Genomic DNA, 15,807 nt, shown 5'->3' on the forward strand with positions numbered 1-15,807 from the left:
GTCAGCTATTGCCGGCGGGTTGCTGCAGCACCTGGGTGCTGAGCCACTTGCGAACGCGCTCGGCGTCAGCAATCCGCGAGGCCTTGCCGCTGGAATCCAGCAGCACCATGATCAGCTTGCGCCCGGCCACGCGCGCCTGCATCACCAGGCACTTGCCGGCCTCGTTGATGAAGCCGGTCTTTTGCAGGCCGATGTCCCACAGCGGGCTGCCGATCAGGCCATTGGTGCTGTGGAACTGCACCAGGCGCTTGCCCAGCGCCACACGCGCCTGCCGCGAGGTGGAGAAGTCGCGCAGCAGCGGCACTTCGCTCGCGGCCTGGACCAAGCGAGCCAGGTCCTGCGCGCTGGATTGGTTGCTGCTGGACAGCCCGGTGGGCTCGACGTAATGCGTGTCCAGCATGCCGAGCGCTGTCGCCTTGGCGTTCATGGCCTCGACGAAGGCCTGCAGGCCGCCGGGGTAGTGGCGGCCCAGCGCATTGGCCGCGCGGTTCTCGCTGGACATCAGGGCCAGGTGCAGCATCTCCTCACGCGTCAGCACGGTGCCGGGCTGCAGGCGGGAGCGGGTGTTCTTCTCGGTGTCGATGTCCTCGCGGCCGATGGTCAGCTTCTCGTCGAGCGGCAGGTCAGCCTCGACGACCACCAGGGCCGTCATCAGCTTGGTGATGGACGCGATGGGCAGCACGGCCTGCGGGTTCTTGGAGAACAGCACCTCGTCGGACTCCTGGTCCACGACGAGCGCCACGCTGGACTTGAGCGCGAGCGGGTCGTCCGCCGCGTGCAGGCCGTAGAGCTGGCCAAAGGTGGGCACGGCCGGCAGGGCCGCCGGCTTGCGCACGACCGAGCGCGTGGACTTGGCGGGCGCTTTGGCGGAGGCCTTGGCTGTCTTGGCCGCAGCCGGCGGCCGCTTGGCGGCGCTGGTTTCAGCCGCCAGCGCAGCTTGGCTCACGGCCAGGGCGGCACACAGGGCAATGAGGCGGGAAGCGCTGAAAACGGGTCTCACGGACATCCTCCGGGCAGGGCGCCAAGTCTACGTGAGGCCTGGCCGCCCATGCACGGGAATCAGTGACTTAGGCCCGCCTGTTCAAGCATTTCCTCGGGTTACCCCGGGGTTTCAGCCCTGGGCCAGGACCTTCTCGGCCTTGCTCTGCAGCTTGTTCAGGGCCGCGAGGTAGGCCTTGGCCGAGGCCACGACGATGTCGGGGTCAGCTCCCACGCCATTGACCACGCGCCCGGCGTGCTGGAGGCGCACAGTGACCTCGCCTTGCGACTCCGTGCTGCCCGAGGTGATGGCATTGACCGAGTACAGCAGCAACTCAGCGCCCGACTGCGCGACCGACTCGATGGCCCGTAGCGAAGCATCCACCGGGCCATTACCTTCGCTCTCGGCGCGGTGCTCCTGGCTGCCAATGGAGAAGCAGATCTCGGCGTGCGGGCGCTCGCCTGTCTCGCTGCGCTGAGACAGCGACAGCAGCCGGTAGTGCTCGACCTCGGCAGTGACGGACTCGTCCATCACCAGCGCAATGATGTCCTCATCAAAGATCTCGGCCTTGCGGTCGGCCAGGTCCTTGAAGCGCACGAAGGCGGCATTGACCTCGGTTTCCGAATCGAGCTCGATGCCCAACTCTTGCAGGCGCTGCTTGAAGGCGTTGCGGCCCGAGAGCTTGCCCAGCACGATCTTGTTGGCGGCCCAGCCCACGTCCTCGGCCCGCATGATTTCGTAGGTGTCACGCGCCTTGAGCACGCCGTCCTGGTGGATGCCGCTGGCGTGTGCAAAGGCATTGGCGCCCACCACCGCCTTGTTGGGCTGGACGACGAAGCCGGTGGTCTGCGACACGAGGCGCGAGGCCGGCACGATCTGAGTGGTGTCGATGCCGACATCCAGGCCGAAGTAGTCGCGCCGGGTGCGCACCGCCATCACGACCTCTTCGAGCGAGCAGTTGCCCGCACGCTCGCCCAGGCCATTGATCGTGCACTCGATCTGCCGCGCGCCGCCGATCTTGACGCCCGCCAGCGAGTTGGCCACGGCCATGCCCAAGTCGTTGTGGCAGTGCACGCTCCAGATGGCCTTGTCCGAGTTCGGGACCTTGCTGCGCAGGGTCTTGATGAACTCGCCATAGAGCTCAGGGATGCCGTAGCCGACGGTGTCCGGGATGTTGATGGTGCCAGCGCCCTCGCGGATCACGGCTTCGACCACGCGGGCCAGGAAGTCCATGTCGGAGCGGTAGCCGTCCTCGGGCGAGAACTCGATGTCGCCGCACAGATTGCGCGCAAAGCGCACCGCCTGCGTCGCCTGCTCCAGCACCTGCTCGCGCGTCATGCGCAGCTTCTTCTCCATATGGAGTTCACTGGTGGCGATGAAGGTGTGGATGCGCGAGCGGGGTGCGTCCTTGAGGGCTTCGGCGGCGCGGGCGATGTCGCGGTCATTGGCGCGGGCGAGCGAGCAGACGGTGCTGTCCTTGATGACGCCGGCGATGGCACGCACGGCCTCGAAGTCGCCATTGCTCGACGCCGCAAAGCCCGCCTCGATCACGTCCACGCGCATGCGCTCGAGCTGGCGCGCGATACGCAGCTTTTCTTCGCGGGTCATGGACGCGCCGGGCGATTGCTCGCCGTCACGCAAGGTGGTGTCAAAGATGATGAGTTTGTCGGTCATCGCACGGTCTCCAAATCGGCGCGCATTGTCGCGCGGGCGCGGGTCAAGGCAGAGCAAACGGCCTTGAGCGAGGCCTGGACGATGTTGGCGTCGATACCGACGCCGTGCAGGGTCTGCGCGCCCACACGCATCTCCAGGTAGGCCACGGCGCGCGCATCGGCCCCGCTGCCGATGGCGTGCTCGTGGTAGTCGAGCACGCGAACGGGGTCAGCCAGTGGCGCGGACAGGGCCTGCACGAAGGCGTCGATGGGGCCATTGCCTTCGCCCACCACACGGCGCATCTCGGCGCCCAGCTTGAGGTCAGCCTCCACCCGGGTGCGGCCATCCGGCTGAGCACTGAGGCGTGCCCACGGCGCGGGCGCCTGGAGCGCGAATTCCGCCTCGAAGAGCTGCCACAGGTCGGCGGCCGTCAGCTCCTTGCCGGCCTCGTCCATCACGCGCTGCACCACCTGGCTGAACTCGATCTGTAAGCGGCGCGGCAGCTCCAAGCCGTACTCGGTCTCGAGCAGGTAGGCGATGCCGCCCTTGCCCGACTGGCTGTTGACGCGGATCACCGCGTCGTAGCTGCGGCCGAGGTCCTTGGGGTCGATGGGGAGGTAGGGAATGGCCCAGACGTCACCCTCGCGCCGCGCGGCAAAGGCCTTCTTGATGGCGTCCTGGTGCGAGCCGGAGAAGGAGGTGTAGACCAGGTCGCCCGCATAGGGGTGGCGCGGGTGCACGGGCAGTTGGTTGCAGTGCTCGACACAGCGGCGCACCTCGTCGATGTCCGAGAAGTCGAGCCCCGGGTGCACGCCTTGGGTGTAGAGGTTGAGCGCGACGTTGACCAGGTCGAGATTGCCAGTGCGCTCGCCATTGCCGAAGAGGCAGCCTTCGACGCGATCGGCCCCGGCCTGCAAGGCCAGTTCGGCGGCCGCAACGCCGGTGCCGCGGTCGTTGTGCGGGTGGACGGAGACCACGGCGCCCGGGTGGCGATGCAGGCGGCGGCACATCCACTCGATCTGGTCGGCAAAGATGTTGGGCGTGGCGCCCTCCACCGTGGACGGGAGGTTGAGGATGATGGGGCGTCCCGGCCCCCAGGCCTCGATGGCCGTCTCGCAGGCCTGGAGCGACACCTCCAGCTCGGCCGACGAGAAGGTCTCGGGCGAGTACTGCAAGACCCACTCGGTCTCGGGGGCAGCGTCGGTAAGGCGGCGGATCTGAGCCACGTGCTGGCGCACGAGGGCCATCACGCCCGGCACATCGAGGCCGAAGACCACCTCGCGCCAGACCGGCGCCACGGCGTTGTAGACGTGGACGATGGCCCGCCGTGCGCCGCGCAGCGACTCGACGGTCCGGGCGACCAGTTCCTCGCGCGCTGGCGTCATCACCTGGATGGTGACGTCATCGGGGATGCGCCCCTCGTCAATCAAGCGGCGCACGAAGTCGAACTCGGTCTGCGACGAGGCCGGGAAGCCAACCTCGATCTCCTTGAAGCCGACCCGGACGAGCAGCTCGAAAAAGCGCAGCTTGCGGGCCGCGTCCATGGGCTCGATCAGGGCCTGATTGCCATCGCGCAGGTCGGTCGAGAGCCAGATCGGCGCGCGCTGGATCACGGCGTCGGGCCAGGTACGGTCGCGCAGGGCGACGGGCGGGAAAGGTCGGTACTTCTGCTGCGGATGTTTCAACATGGCTGGGGCTCCTGGTGGAAAGGACCCGCAGCGACTTGGAAAAACAAAACGGCCCGCTGCAGGTTGCATACGGGCCGTTGGGTCAGAAGGGGGAAATGCGTTTTGCGTGCGCGACTGACTAGCGAACCCGTGGGTTGGCTAGGCCTAGTAGTTGAAGAGCGCGTGCGCGGTGCATGAGGGTGGAATCTAGCAGAAGTTGTCAGCCGTCGTGCAAACCGCGTTCATCGGGCTCGTCGGTGGAGGTGGAAATCACCGAGACCGGCTTGCCCTTGGCCTTGCGGTAGGCGTAGATCACATAGCCCGAGACGCCGTAGGCGCAAAAGGCCACAAACAGCACCTGGGCCGGGTACATGGCGACGAGGCCGATGCACAGCATGATGCCCACCAGCACGATGAAGGGCACGCTGCGCTTGTCGAAAACCTTGAAGCTATAGAACGGCGCGTTGGTGACCATGGACAGGCCGGCGAACATCGTGATCGCATAGGCCGCCGCATTGGCCCAGCGCGCGGGCGCAACGCCCTGGCTTTCAGAGGCGTCGACCACGCTCCAGATCAGGCCAATCACCAAGGCCGCCGCCGCCGGGCTGGGCAGACCCTGGAAGTAGCGCTTGTCCACCACGCCGATGTTGACGTTGAAGCGGGCCAGCCGCAGCGCGGCGCCTGCGATGTAGACAAAGGCCGGGATCCAGCCCGGCTTGCCCATGTCCTTGAAGGCCCACATGTAGACGATGAGGGCAGGCGCGGCGCCAAAGGCCACCATGTCGGACAGCGAGTCCATCTGCTCGCCGAAGGCGGACTGGGTGTTGGTCATGCGCGCCACGCGGCCGTCGAGGCTGTCGAGCACGGCGGCCGCGAAGATAGCCATGCAGGCTGTCTCGAAGCGGCCATTCATCGCCATCACGATGGCATAGAAGGCGCTGAAGAGCGCGCCGAGCGTGATGGCGTTGGGCAGCGCGTAGATGCCCTTGCGGCGGGGGCGGACGCTGAGACTGATGTCGTCGTCCGGAGGTTCACGGTTCATGGGCGGCAGAATAGCGCAGCAGGCAAGAGAAAAGGCCGCGCCCCTGGCGGGTGCGCGGCCTTGACAGGGGCTTGAGCCGATCAGTTCTTGGACTTGTCGACCAGCTTGTTGGCCTTGATCCAGGGCATCATGGCGCGCAGCTTCTCGCCGACGACTTCGATGTCGTGCTCAGCGGTCAGGCGGCGGCGGCTGATCAGGGTCGGGGCGCCGGCCTTGTTCTCCAGGATGAAGGACTTGGCGTATTCGCCGGTCTGGATGTCCTTCAAGCACTGGCGCATGGCGTTCTTGGTGTCCTCGGTCACGACGCGCGGGCCGGTCACGTACTCACCGTACTCGGCGTTGTTCGAGATCGAGTAGTTCATGTTGCCGATGCCGCCTTCGTAGATCAGGTCGACGATCAGCTTGAGCTCGTGCAGGCACTCGAAGTAGGCCATCTCGGGGGCGTAGCCGGCTTCGACCAGGGTCTCGAAGCCCGCCTTGATCAGCTCAACGGTGCCGCCGCACAGCACGGCTTGTTCGCCGAACAGGTCGGTCTCGGTCTCTTCGCGGAACGAGGTCTCGATGATGCCGGCCTTGCCGCCGCCATTGGCAGCTGCGTAGGACAGGGCGAGGTCACGCGCCTTGCCGGTCTTGTCTTGGTAGATGGCGATCAGGTGGGGCACGCCGCCACCTTGGCGGTAGGTGCCGCGCACGGTGTGGCCAGGGGCCTTGGGAGCGACCATCCAGACGTCGATGTCAGCGCGGGGCTGGACTTGGCCGTAGTGGACGTTGAAGCCGTGCGCGAAAGCCAGCGATGCGCCGGGCTTGAGGTTGGGCGCAACTTCCTTGTTGTAGACATCGGCGATCTGCTCGTCGGGCAGCAGGATCATGACCACGTCGGCGGCCTTCACGGCCTCGGCGATCTCGGCGACCTTGAGGCCAGCGCCTTCAGCCTTGGCCCAGGACGCGCCACCCTTGCGCAGCGCGACGGTGACCTTGCAGCCGCTGTCGTTCAGGTTCTGCGCGTGGGCGTGGCCTTGCGAACCGTAGCCAATGATGGTGACGTTCTTGCCCTTGATGAGGCTCAGGTCCGCGTCTTTGTCGTAGTAAACATTCATGGTGGTGTGCTCCAGGGAGTGAGGTTCAGGGAACGCAATCGAGCTGATGCCGCCCCAAGCTGATTGCGTGCCCCCAGGGGGATGCCAGCCACAGGGCCGGCCGGGGCGGCTGGGTTAGACGCGCAGGATGCGCTCGCCGCGCCCAATGCCACTGGCACCGGTGCGGACGGTTTCGAGGATGGACGCGCGGTCAATCGCGTCGATGAAGGCGTCGAGCTTGCTGGAATCACCGGTGAGCTCGATGGTGTAGGACTTCTCGGTCACGTCGATGATGCGGCCGCGGAAGATGTCTGCCGTTCGCTTGACCTCTTCGCGCTCCTTGCCGACGGCGCGGACCTTGATGAGCATCAGCTCCCGCTCGGTGTAGCTGCCTTCCGTCAGGTCCACCACCTTGACCACCTCGATGAGGCGGTTCAGGTGCTTGGTGATCTGCTCAATGATCTCGTCAGACCCGGTGGTGACGATGGTCATCCGCGAAAGCGAAGCGTCCTCGGTGGGCGCGACGGTGAGGCTTTCGATGTTGTAGCCCCGGGCGGAGAACAGGCCCACGACGCGCGACAGCGCGCCGGGTTCGTTCTCAAGAAGCAAAGCAATGATGTGTCGCATGGTGGTTTCGTCCTTCGTCCGCATCAAGCTCGGGGGCGGTAACCCCCGGGATCTGGCGGCGTCGTTCGATAAAAGTCGAAGCGTCTTTGGGGTCGCTCGTCGAGACTGCTTGCCATCGCTTCATCAGGGGCGGTAACGCCTGATGAGCCCTTGGCTGGCAGCCTTCAGAGGTCTTCGGACCCCAGCAACATCTCCGAGATGCCCTTGCCCGCCTTGACCATCGGCCAGACGTTCTCGGTGGGATCGGTGCGGATGTCGAGGAAGACCGTCCGATCCTTGAGGCGCATGGCCTCGATCAGCGCCGGCTCGACATCGCTGGGCTTTTCGATCTTGAGGCCCACGTGGCCATAAGCCTCAGCGAGCTTCACGAAATCGGGCAAAGCATCCATGTAGCTGTGCGAGTAGCGGCCCTCGTAGTCGAGCTGCTGCCACTGGCGCACCATGCCCAGGTAGCGGTTGTTGAGCGCCAGGATCTTGACCGGCGTCTTGTATTGGAAGCAGGTCGACAGCTCCTGGATGCACATCTGGATGCTGCCCTCGCCGGTGACGCAGAACACGTCCGAGTCAGGCTTGGCCAGCTTGATGCCCATTGCGTAGGGCAAGCCCACGCCCATGGTGCCCAAGCCGCCGGAGTTGATCCAGCGACGTGGCTCATCAAACTTGTAGTACTGGGCCGCCCACATCTGGTGCTGGCCCACGTCCGACGTGATGTAGGCATCGCGGTCACGCGTCAGGCGCCACAGGGTGTCGACCACCATCTGCGGCTTGATGACCTCGTCCGAGCCCTTGAAGGACAAGCAGTCCTTGCGGCGCCACTCGTTGATCTGGCTCCACCAGGCGTTCACGGCGGCGGCATCGGGCTTGGCCTGCGCTTCCTTGATCTGGTGGATCAGTTCCTGCAGCACGTCCTTGACGTCGCCCACGATGGGGATGTCCACGCGCACGCGCTTGGAGATCGACGAGGGATCGATGTCCACATGGATGATCTTGCGTTCGACCGAGCCGAAATGCTTGGGATTGCCGATCACGCGGTCATCGAAGCGCGCGCCCACCGCCAGCAGCACGTCGCAGTGCTGCATGGTCATGTTGGCTTCGTAGGTGCCGTGCATGCCCAGCATGCCCAGGAAGCGCGGATCGGTGCCGGGCATGGCGCCCAGGCCCATCAAGGTGTTGGTGCAGGGGAAGCCCAGCAGGTCCACCAGCTCGCGCAGCTCGGCCGAGGCCTCGCCCAGGATCACACCGCCGCCGGTATAGATGTAAGGCCTCTTGGCTTGCAGCAGCAACTGCACGGCCTTGCGGATCTGGCCACTGTGGCCCTTCTTGGCGGGGTTGTAGGAGCGCATCTCGATGCGCTCGGGGTAGCTGAAGCTGGTGCGGGCCAGCGAGACATCCTTGGGGATGTCCACCACCACGGGCCCGGGCCGGCCGGTGCGCGCGATGTGGAAGGCCTTCTTCATGGTCAGCGCCAGGTCGCGCACGTCCTTGACCAGGAAGTTGTGCTTCACGATGGGGCGCGTGATGCCGACCGTGTCGCACTCCTGGAAGGCGTCGAGCCCGATGGCGGGTGTCGGCACCTGGCCGGTGATCACGACCATCGGGATCGAGTCCATGTAGGCGGTCGCGATGCCGGTGATGGCATTCGTGACGCCCGGGCCCGAGGTGACGAGCGCGACACCGACTTCGCCGGTCGCCCGAGCAAAGCCATCGGCGGCGTGCACGGCGGCCTGCTCATGCCGGACCAGCACATGCTGGATGCTGTCCTGCTTGTAGAGCGCGTCGTAGATGTAGAGCACCGCACCACCGGGGTAGCCCCAGAGGTGCTTGACACCCTCGGCCTGCAAGCAGCGGACGAGGATCTCCGAACCATTCAGGTCGGCGGGTGCTTGGGAATTGGGGGATTGGGAGGAAGCAGATTGCGCCGTTGCAGCGCGCTTCATTTCCGCGGCAGACATGTCCATGTTCGAACCTTTGTGAATTTCTCTAACGAAAAACCATTGGTGCCTCTCCTCGCGCCCTCTTGAGACGGATTCGAAGCCTGCGCGGTCAACATGCATGGAACCCGTGTCGGGCGCCATGTGGAGACCAAACTTCTTTGTGCGAAGCAGCATTATGCCGGCCAAACGCCCACCAGCCTTCGCCAGTGCCGAATGCAATAATCCCGCCGCCTCGCCAGCGCGACATTTGTTGTCCCGGCGCCTCACCGTCCCGCCCTTGGCCACCGACAAAGAGCTCAACGACTTCCTGAAGGACATTGATCGCCGCGCGTTCAAGCGCACGGCCTATCTTGTCCGGGATGACGATGCCGCACTCGACATCGTCCAGGACGCCATGATTCGCCTGGCCGAAAGCTACTTCGACCGTCCTGCCGAAGAGCTTCCGCTGATCTTCCAGCGCATCCTCTCCAACGCGACCATGGATTGGTTCCGTCGCCAGAAGGTGCGCCGGGCCGTCATGACCAATATGTCCGACTTCGAGTCGGACGAAGGCGAAGACTTCGACCTGCTCGAGGTGCTGGTTTCGCGCAACGAGGGCAATCTCAGTGAATCGGCCTCCGATCAGGCCTCCCGGGCACAAATATTGCTTCAGATCGAACAGGAGATCGAACAGCTCCCGGGACGTCAACGAGAAGCGTTCCTGCTGCGTTACTGGGAGGAATTGGATGTCGCGGAGACAGCCAGTGTCATGGGTTGTTCGGAAGGCAGTGTCAAAACCCACTGCTCCCGGGCCACTCAGTCGTTGGCGAAAGCCTTGAAGGCGAAGGGGATCACGCTATGAAGAAGTCTGTTGCATTCTCAGCCGAGCTGGAAGCCCGGATGGTCGCCTTTGGCCAGCGCATCGCCCGTCATCTTGACGACAGCAGCCAGGCGCTCCCCCATGACGTGACCGAACGCCTGCGCTTTGCCCGTGAGCAGGCACTTGCCCGCGCACGCGCTGCCCGTTTGGCCCAAGTGGCCGCTCCGGCGTGGCGCCCGGTCGCCGCCGGGGGGCATACCCTGGCGCTGCAAGGCGGCCCGGCCGATGGTGGCGGGCGCTTTGCCAAGTGGCTGTCGGCCCTGCCGCTGGCGCTGCTGGTCGTCGGCTTCCTGATGGCTCAGGAAGGCCTGCACCACCAGGAGATCGAAGCCGCCGCCGATGTGGACACCGCCTTGCTGAGCGACAGCGTGCCGCCCGAGGCCTACAGCGACCCCGGCTTCGCGGAATTCCTCCGAGATGAGAAAGAATGAGCGGATGCCTTTGACGCACCGCAGCCTGCGACTCCTGACGTTGGCGACTTCCCTGGCGGGGGTCGCCTTCGTCGTTTCTGCGCAGGTGCCTGAGGCGGCGTCAGCGCCGAGCGCGGATGCGGCCTCGGCCGTGATGCCCCCGGCTCCTGCACCCGCGCCGCTCCCGATCACCACCACACCGGTGCCCAAGGTGTCGCCGCTGGCGCCCACCCCAACCTGGGCCGAACTCAACGCACCGCAGCGCAGCCTGCTCGCCCAGCTCGACCTGGAGTCCGAGTGGGACCGCCTGCCGGCTGAGCGGCGGCGCAAGTGGCTGACCATTGCCAATCGGTTCCCGGCCCTGCCGGCCGAGCAGCAACTGCGCATTCAGGAGCGCGTACGCGCCTGGATCAAGCTCGATACACAGGAGCGGCAGCGCGCGCGCGCGGCCTTTCAGGCGGCGATCCAGCTGGATGCCGAGGAGCGGCGCAGCAAATGGGAGGCCTACCAGGCCTTGCCGGCCGAGAAGCGGTCGGAGCTGGCGGACAAAGCCGCAAAGAAGCAGGCACAGGCAGCCATCACCCCCGCTCCCAGCCCGAAGGGCCCGCTGGCCGCCGTGCCCAAGTCCAATATGGTTCCGGGGCCGGCCCGCGTCACCGCAGCGCTGGCCGTGGCGCCCACGCTTTTTCAGGCCAAGCCCGGCGTCAGCACGGTGCTGATGACCCGGCCCATCGCGCCGCCCAGCCACCAGTCGGCCGGTCAGTCCAAGGTGATTGCCGACCCGGCCCTGGTGGACCCCAAGACCCTGCTGCCGAAGTCGCTTCAATCCGTCGGGTCGGTCCAGTCGAAATGACCGCGCCCGCCGACACTGCGTTGCCGCCGGCGATGCTGCGCCGGCTTGCCGCCTTCTTGTACGAAGGCGTGTTGCTGTTCGGCGTGGTGTTCTTCGCCGGCTACCTGTTCTCGGTCAGCACCTCACAGCACCACGCGCTGCAGGGCCGGCATGCGCTGGGCGCCTTCCTGTTCGTGGTGATCGGGATCTACTTCGTGTGGTTCTGGTCGCGCGGCGGGCAGACCCTGGCGCTCAAGACCTGGCATCTGCGCGTGGCGACGCTGGATGGGCAGCCCGTCGGGCAGTGGCGCGCGCTGCTGCGCTACTTGCTGGCCTGGCTGTGGTTCCTGCCCGCGCTGGTCAGCGCCTGGGCGATGGAGATCCATTCGGGTGGCGCGCTCAGCGCCATCGTGCTGGGTGGCATGGTGGCCTATGCGATGCTGGCGAGATTGCACCCCCAGCGACTCCTGCTGCACGAGGCGCTGAGCGGCACCCGTGTCGTGAACCAATTCCCCACCCCGTGATGAGCGCCGATACCAACCCGCACAAAGGCCGCACCGGCCTGGACCGCATCATCCACGCCGCTGGCTACTCATGGTCGGGGCTCAAGGCCGCCTACCTGGGCGAGAGCGCCTTCCGGCAGGAGGTGTGGCTCTGTGTGCTGGCCACGCCGCTGGCCTTCTGGTTGGGGCGCGGCTGGGTGCAGATCAGCCTGCTGCTGGGCTCACTGGTGGCCGTGCTGGTGGTCGAGTTGCTCAACTCGGCCGTTGAAGCCGTGGTGGACCGTGTGTCCTTCGAGCTGCACGACCTGTCCAAGCGCGCCAAGGACATCGCCTCGGCGGCCGTGCTGCTGTCACTGCTGTTTGCTGCGGGCGTCTGGGGTGCTGCGCTCTGGCAGCACCTGGTCTGATTTAAACCGCCGCTTCGTCCGTCTCGCCGGTGCGGATGCGCACCACCTGCTCAACGGGCATGACGAAGATCTTGCCGTCACCGATCTTGCCGGTCTTGGCGGCGCGCAGGATGGCATCGATGCAGCGCTCGACGTCCTCGCTCTTCACCACCACCTCGACCTTCACCTTGGGCAGGAAGTCCACCACGTACTCGGCACCGCGGTAGAGCTCGGTATGGCCCTTCTGGCGGCCAAAGCCCTTGACCTCGGTGACCGTCAGGCCCGACACGCCCATCTCGGCCAGGGCCTCGCGCACTTCATCGAGCTTGAAGGGTTTGATGACGGCAACGATCTGCTTCATGGGGGTGTCTCCGGGGTGGTTGTCGGTGGAGTTTATTAGGCGCGGAACTTGGATGTGATCGGGTAGCGCCAGTCACGCCCGAATCCGCGGTGGGTCAGACGCACGCCCACGGGGGCCTGGCGGCGCTTGTACTCGTTGATCTTGATGAGGCGGGTGACCCGCTCGACATCGGCCGGCGCAAAGCCCGCCGCCACGATCTCGGCGATGGACTCGTCCTGCTCCATGTAGCGCGCCAGGATGGCGTCCAGCACCTCGTAGGGCGGCAGGCTGTCCTGGTCCTTCTGGTCGGGGCGCAGCTCGGCGGAAGGCGGGCGCGTGATGATGCGCTCCGGAATGATCTCGGCGCCCTGCTGGTTGCGCCAGGCGGCGAGCCGATAGACCAGGGTCTTGGCCACGTCCTTGATGACCGCGAAGCCGCCGGCCATGTCGCCATAGAGCGTGCAATAGCCGGTGGCCATCTCGCTCTTGTTGCCGGTGGTCAGCACGATGCTGCCGAACTTGTTCGACAGAGCCATCAGCAGGGTGCCACGGATGCGCGCCTGGATGTTCTCCTCGGTCGCATCGATGGGCCGGCCCTTGAACTCCTCGGCCAGCGTGGCGTTGAACGCGTCGAACATCGGCACGATGGACAGCTCGTCGTAGCGCACGCCCAGGCGCGCCGCCATGTCGCGCGCGTCGATCCAGGAGATATCGGCCGTGTAGGGCGAGGGCATCATCACCGCGCGCACCTTGTCTGCCCCCAGCGCATCGACCGCAATCGCCAACACCAGCGCTGAGTCGATGCCGCCCGAGAGGCCGATGAGGGCGCCGGGGAAGCCGTTCTTGCCCAGGTAGTCGCGCACGCCGGTCACCAGCGCGCCCCAGGCTTGGGCCTCGAATTCGGGCAGCGCCTGCACCTCGCCGCGCACGCCGCCGGCACTGACATCCAGCACCGCCAGCGCCTCTTCGAACATCGCCGCCCGCGCCGCCAAGCTGCCGTCGGCTTGCAAAGCAAAAGAGGCGCCGTCGAACACCATCTCGTCCTGCCCACCCACCAGGTGGGCGTAGAGCAGCGGCAAGCCCATGGCCCGCGCGCGGTCGGCCATGCGGGCCTCGCGCTCTTCGACCTTGCCGAGGTGGAAGGGCGACGCGTTCAGCACGCACAGCACCTCGGCCCCGGCGGCCTTGGCGGCGGCGGCGGGCTCGTCAAACCAGGCGTCCTCGCAGATCAGCAGGCCTAAGCGCACGCCGCCCACCTCGATGACCAAAGGCGCCAGGCCGGCGTCACGGCCCGAGGCGAAATAGCGCCGCTCATCAAACACCTGGTAGTTGGGCAGCTCGCGCTTGGCGTAGCGCCCCACCACGCGGCCACCACTCAGCACCGAGGCCACGTTCAGGCAGCCGGGCACCGACCAACTCCGCTCACGTGCGCCCTGGCCCAGCGCCACCGGGTGGCCCACCACCACGTGCAAGCCAGCGCAATCTGCCAGCGCGGCGGCAATGCGCTGCAGCTCGGCATCACAGGCAGCCAGGAAAGCAGGGCGCAGCAGCAGATCCTCGGGCGGGTAGCCGCACAGGCTCAACTCGGGCGTCAGCACACATTGGGCCCCCAGGGCGTGGGCCCTTCGCGCCTCGGTGATGATGAGGTCCGCATTGCCCGACAGGTCGCCCACGGTGACATTGAGCTGGGCAAGGGCAACTTTCACGGACGGCACAGGCATGGAATCGAGTACGGACGAGGGGGCCAGGGATGTTATCCGTGTGGACGAAGACCCGGCCGCGCTGTCGCCAGAAGCCTGGAACGCGCTGCTCGCCACCCAGGCCCGCCCCACGCCCTTCATGCGGCTGGAATACCTGCGCGCCCTGCACACCTCAGGCAGCGCCACGGCGGACACCGGCTGGGCGCCGCGCTTTGTGTCTCTGTGGCGTGAGGGCGAATTGCTGGGCGCCTGCCCGGCCTACCTGAAGTCGCATTCCTACGGCGAGTACGTGTTCGACTGGGCCTGGGCCGAGGCCTACCAGCGCCATGGCCTGGCCTACTACCCCAAGCTGCTGGTGGCCGTGCCCTTCACGCCCGTGCCCGGCAGCCGCCTGCTGGCGCGTGACGACGCAGCCCGCGCGCGCCTGGCGCTGGCCCTGCGCGAGCTGGCCGCCGACACCTCGTCCCTGCACGTGCTGCTGGGCGACGCCGCCGACCAGGCCGCGCTCGCCGCCGCTGGCTGCCTGGCCCGACAAGGCGTGCAGTTCCACTGGACGCAGGACCCCGACGACCCCGCGCCCGACTTCAGCGCCCTGCTCGCCCGGCTGCAACGCGACAAGCGCAAGAAGATCCAGCAGGAGCAGCGCCGTGTGCGCGAGGCCGGCATCCACTTCACGGCCCTGCAGGGCCCGGCCATCACGCCTGAGGACTGGGACTTCTTCTACCGCTGCTACCAGCTCACCTACCGCGCCCACCACTCACGGCCCTACCTCACGCGCGACTTCTTCGCCCGGATGGCGGCCGAGATGCCCGAGCACTGGCTGCTCTTCGTGGCCTGGCGCGGGGGTGAACGCGTCGCCGCCTCGCTGATCGCGCTCGACCCCGCGCGCCGGGCCGCCTTCGGGCGCTACTGGGGCGCCGTCGAACAGATTCCCTGCCTGCACTTCGACGCCTGCTACTACCAGCCGCTGGCCTGGTGCATCGCCCAGGGCTATGCGCGCTTCGAGGGCGGCGCTCAGGGCGAGCACAAGATGGCGCGCGGCCTATTGCCCACGCCCACCGCCTCCAGCCACTGGCTGGCCCACCCCGAGTTCAATGCGGCGGTCGCCGACTTCCTGGCCCGCGAGGGCGCGGCCATGGAGGGCTACCTGGATGAGCTGCGCGAGCACTCGCCCTTCAAATGAAAAACGCCGCAGGCTGCGGCGTTTTTCAGGTGGAGGTGGGCGTGCTTCAGCCGCGATCCTTCTGGTAGGCGGCCAGGCCTGACATCACCTCGGCCTTGGCATCCGCCACGTCACCCCAACCCTTGACCTTGACCCACTTGGTGGGCTCCAGGTCCTTGTAGTGCTCGAAGAAGTGCTGGATGGCCGCACGGCGGGCGGGATTCACGTCGTTGATCTTCTGCCAGTGGTCGTACATGGGCAGGATCTTGCTGACCGGCACGGCCAGCAGCTTGGCGTCGCCCCCGGCTTCGTCGTCCATCAGCAACACGCCCAGGGGCCGGCAGGTCACCACCACGCCGGGCGACAACGGGAAGGGCGTGATCACCAGCACGTCCACCGGGTCACCGTCGTCAGCGATGGTGCGCGGGACATAGCCGTAGTTGCACGGGTAATACATCGGCGTGGTCAGGAAGCGGTCCACAAAGATCGCGCCGCTCTCCTTGTCGACCTCGTACTTGACCGGGTCGGCATTCATCGGGATCTCGATGATCACGTTGAACTCATCGGGCGCCTTGGCGCCAGCGGAAACGTTGTGAAGGCTCATTCGCTGGTCTCGTTGGATTACGGAAAAACCCGC

Annotated in this window: 16 protein-coding genes; 6 read left to right on the forward strand and 10 right to left on the reverse strand. The window is 66.4% G+C overall.

What is annotated here, in order from left to right; genetic code table 11:
• Position 1: 1 nt before the first annotated feature.
• The 7 genes from pbpG to ABDJ85_RS15470 form a co-directional block, all read right to left on the reverse strand.
• A complete protein-coding gene (pbpG, locus tag ABDJ85_RS15440) occupies positions 2–1,006 on the reverse strand; it encodes a D-alanyl-D-alanine endopeptidase (protein WP_347705675.1) in 1,005 nt (334 codons plus the stop codon).
• Positions 1,007–1,111: 105 nt separating this feature from the next.
• Complete coding sequence (locus tag ABDJ85_RS15445; protein WP_347705676.1) at positions 1,112–2,653, reverse strand: 2-isopropylmalate synthase; 1,542 nt, start codon at positions 2,651–2,653, stop codon at positions 1,112–1,114.
• Positions 2,650–4,320 carry a 2-isopropylmalate synthase gene (leuA, locus tag ABDJ85_RS15450; protein ID WP_347705677.1) on the reverse strand — a complete coding sequence of 557 codons (1,671 nt, stop codon included), beginning with the start codon at positions 4,318–4,320 and terminating at the stop codon, positions 2,650–2,652. The genes ABDJ85_RS15445 and leuA overlap by 4 nt, the downstream gene beginning before the upstream one ends.
• Before the next feature lie 199 nt (positions 4,321–4,519).
• Positions 4,520–5,341 (reverse strand): CDP-diacylglycerol--serine O-phosphatidyltransferase, encoded by an 822-nt coding sequence (gene pssA / locus ABDJ85_RS15455; RefSeq protein ID WP_347705678.1) that lies wholly within the window; start codon positions 5,339–5,341, stop codon positions 4,520–4,522.
• An 80-nt stretch (positions 5,342–5,421) separates the two neighbouring features.
• Positions 5,422–6,438: a ketol-acid reductoisomerase gene (ilvC, locus tag ABDJ85_RS15460; RefSeq protein ID WP_347705679.1), complete on the reverse strand. Its 1,017-nt coding sequence runs from the start codon at positions 6,436–6,438 to the stop codon at positions 5,422–5,424.
• A 114-nt stretch (positions 6,439–6,552) separates the two neighbouring features.
• Positions 6,553–7,044 carry an acetolactate synthase small subunit gene (gene ilvN, locus ABDJ85_RS15465; RefSeq protein WP_347705680.1) on the reverse strand — a complete coding sequence of 164 codons (492 nt, stop codon included), beginning with the start codon at positions 7,042–7,044 and terminating at the stop codon, positions 6,553–6,555.
• 164 nt (positions 7,045–7,208) lie between these two features.
• Positions 7,209–9,002 (reverse strand): acetolactate synthase 3 catalytic subunit, encoded by a 1,794-nt coding sequence (locus tag ABDJ85_RS15470; protein ID WP_347705681.1) that lies wholly within the window; start codon positions 9,000–9,002, stop codon positions 7,209–7,211.
• A 253-nt stretch (positions 9,003–9,255) separates the two neighbouring features.
• Here ABDJ85_RS15470 and ABDJ85_RS15475 point away from each other — a divergent pair, with 253 nt between their 5' ends.
• Genes ABDJ85_RS15475 through ABDJ85_RS15495 form a run of 5 tightly spaced genes read left to right on the forward strand, consistent with a single transcriptional unit; the run spans position 9,256 to position 11,989 of the window.
• On the forward strand, positions 9,256–9,819 hold the full coding sequence (locus tag ABDJ85_RS15475; protein ID WP_347705682.1) for an RNA polymerase sigma factor: 564 nt from the start codon (positions 9,256–9,258) through the stop codon (positions 9,817–9,819).
• Positions 9,816–10,268, forward strand: coding sequence for a DUF3619 family protein (locus tag ABDJ85_RS15480; protein WP_347705683.1), 453 nt, complete (start codon positions 9,816–9,818; stop codon positions 10,266–10,268). The genes ABDJ85_RS15475 and ABDJ85_RS15480 overlap by 4 nt, the downstream gene beginning before the upstream one ends.
• 4 nt (positions 10,269–10,272) lie before the next feature.
• Positions 10,273–11,100: a DUF3106 domain-containing protein gene (locus tag ABDJ85_RS15485; protein ID WP_347705684.1), complete on the forward strand. Its 828-nt coding sequence runs from the start codon at positions 10,273–10,275 to the stop codon at positions 11,098–11,100.
• On the forward strand, positions 11,097–11,603 hold the full coding sequence (locus tag ABDJ85_RS15490; RefSeq protein ID WP_347705685.1) for an RDD family protein: 507 nt from the start codon (positions 11,097–11,099) through the stop codon (positions 11,601–11,603). Before ABDJ85_RS15485 ends, ABDJ85_RS15490 begins: the two co-directional genes overlap by 4 nt.
• Positions 11,603–11,989 carry a diacylglycerol kinase gene (locus tag ABDJ85_RS15495; RefSeq protein ID WP_347705686.1) on the forward strand — a complete coding sequence of 129 codons (387 nt, stop codon included), beginning with the start codon at positions 11,603–11,605 and terminating at the stop codon, positions 11,987–11,989. The genes ABDJ85_RS15490 and ABDJ85_RS15495 overlap by 1 nt, the downstream gene beginning before the upstream one ends.
• 1 nt (position 11,990) lies before the next feature.
• Here the strand turns inward: ABDJ85_RS15495 and ABDJ85_RS15500 are convergent, their stop codons facing one another.
• Together ABDJ85_RS15500 and ABDJ85_RS15505 are read right to left on the reverse strand one after the other, a co-directional pair.
• Positions 11,991–12,329, reverse strand: a complete 339-nt coding sequence (locus ABDJ85_RS15500) for a P-II family nitrogen regulator (RefSeq protein WP_347705687.1) — start codon at positions 12,327–12,329, stop codon at positions 11,991–11,993.
• A gap of 35 nt (positions 12,330–12,364) precedes the next feature.
• Positions 12,365–14,029 (reverse strand): NAD+ synthase, encoded by a 1,665-nt coding sequence (locus ABDJ85_RS15505; RefSeq protein WP_347705688.1) that lies wholly within the window; start codon positions 14,027–14,029, stop codon positions 12,365–12,367.
• Here ABDJ85_RS15505 and ABDJ85_RS15510 point away from each other — a divergent pair.
• Positions 14,028–15,191 (forward strand): GNAT family N-acetyltransferase, encoded by a 1,164-nt coding sequence (locus tag ABDJ85_RS15510; RefSeq protein WP_347705689.1) that lies wholly within the window; start codon positions 14,028–14,030, stop codon positions 15,189–15,191. The genes ABDJ85_RS15505 and ABDJ85_RS15510 overlap by 2 nt on opposite strands.
• Positions 15,192–15,237: 46 nt before the next feature.
• On the opposite strand, the gene ppa is transcribed toward ABDJ85_RS15510, so the two are convergent.
• Positions 15,238–15,774 (reverse strand): inorganic diphosphatase, encoded by a 537-nt coding sequence (ppa, locus tag ABDJ85_RS15515; RefSeq protein WP_347705690.1) that lies wholly within the window; start codon positions 15,772–15,774, stop codon positions 15,238–15,240.
• Positions 15,775–15,807: the final 33 nt, after the last annotated feature.

The sequence above is a fragment of the Roseateles paludis genome, assembly GCF_039872745.1.
Lineage (GTDB): Bacteria > Pseudomonadota > Gammaproteobacteria > Burkholderiales > Burkholderiaceae_C > Pelomonas > Pelomonas paludis.